Source organism: Pseudomonas brassicacearum (assembly GCF_003732265.1).
In the GTDB taxonomy this organism is placed as follows: domain Bacteria; phylum Pseudomonadota; class Gammaproteobacteria; order Pseudomonadales; family Pseudomonadaceae; genus Aquipseudomonas; species Aquipseudomonas brassicacearum_D.
Window position 1 is genome coordinate 1 of record NZ_MOBK01000248.1, and the last position, 500, is coordinate 500.

Annotated in this window: 1 pseudogene; it reads right to left on the bottom strand. The window is 38.4% G+C overall.

Annotation, left to right across the window (positions count from 1 at the left end):
- Nucleotides 1-51: 51 nt before the first annotated feature.
- A pseudogene (locus BK660_RS31100) lies at nucleotides 52-500 on the bottom strand (Eco57I restriction-modification methylase domain-containing protein); the annotation flags it as partial.

Consider the following 500-nt stretch of genomic DNA (forward strand, 5'->3'; position numbering starts at 1 on the left):
ATAGGAGGTAATTAAATGGGGAGCAGTGATAAATTTTCTACTCCCTTGGTTTTAAAGTGAACCGTACAGCTCTTTTACCGTTGGTATTTCTTTATCGAAATCACCTAGATCGAAAAGACTCTGAACTAACAGGCTCATTTCTTGAACAAGATTCTCAAACTGTCTTTCCAAAGGGGTTTTAGAACGTTCATCTGCTTTCTTAATTTGAGAATAAAGTTTATTCATTTGCTTTTGCAAGTTGGCAACCTTATCATGTTTTGCCTTCTCAGCTGCATTGCTAAAGTTTATTCTTGGAATAGGCATTCGAGTTTGAATTTTTGTGCCTCGAGCGACAAATCCACCTCTAAATACTTCACCATAAATAGAAGCAAACCACTCCAAATACTTAGAGGACAAAAGCGCCTGTATGTAATAGGTGGAGTAAGGGCAAGAATCAGGCACGTTGATTATGCTATAGCCAGCCGTGCCACCAGACGATAAGAAAGTTCGATTTTCATCAA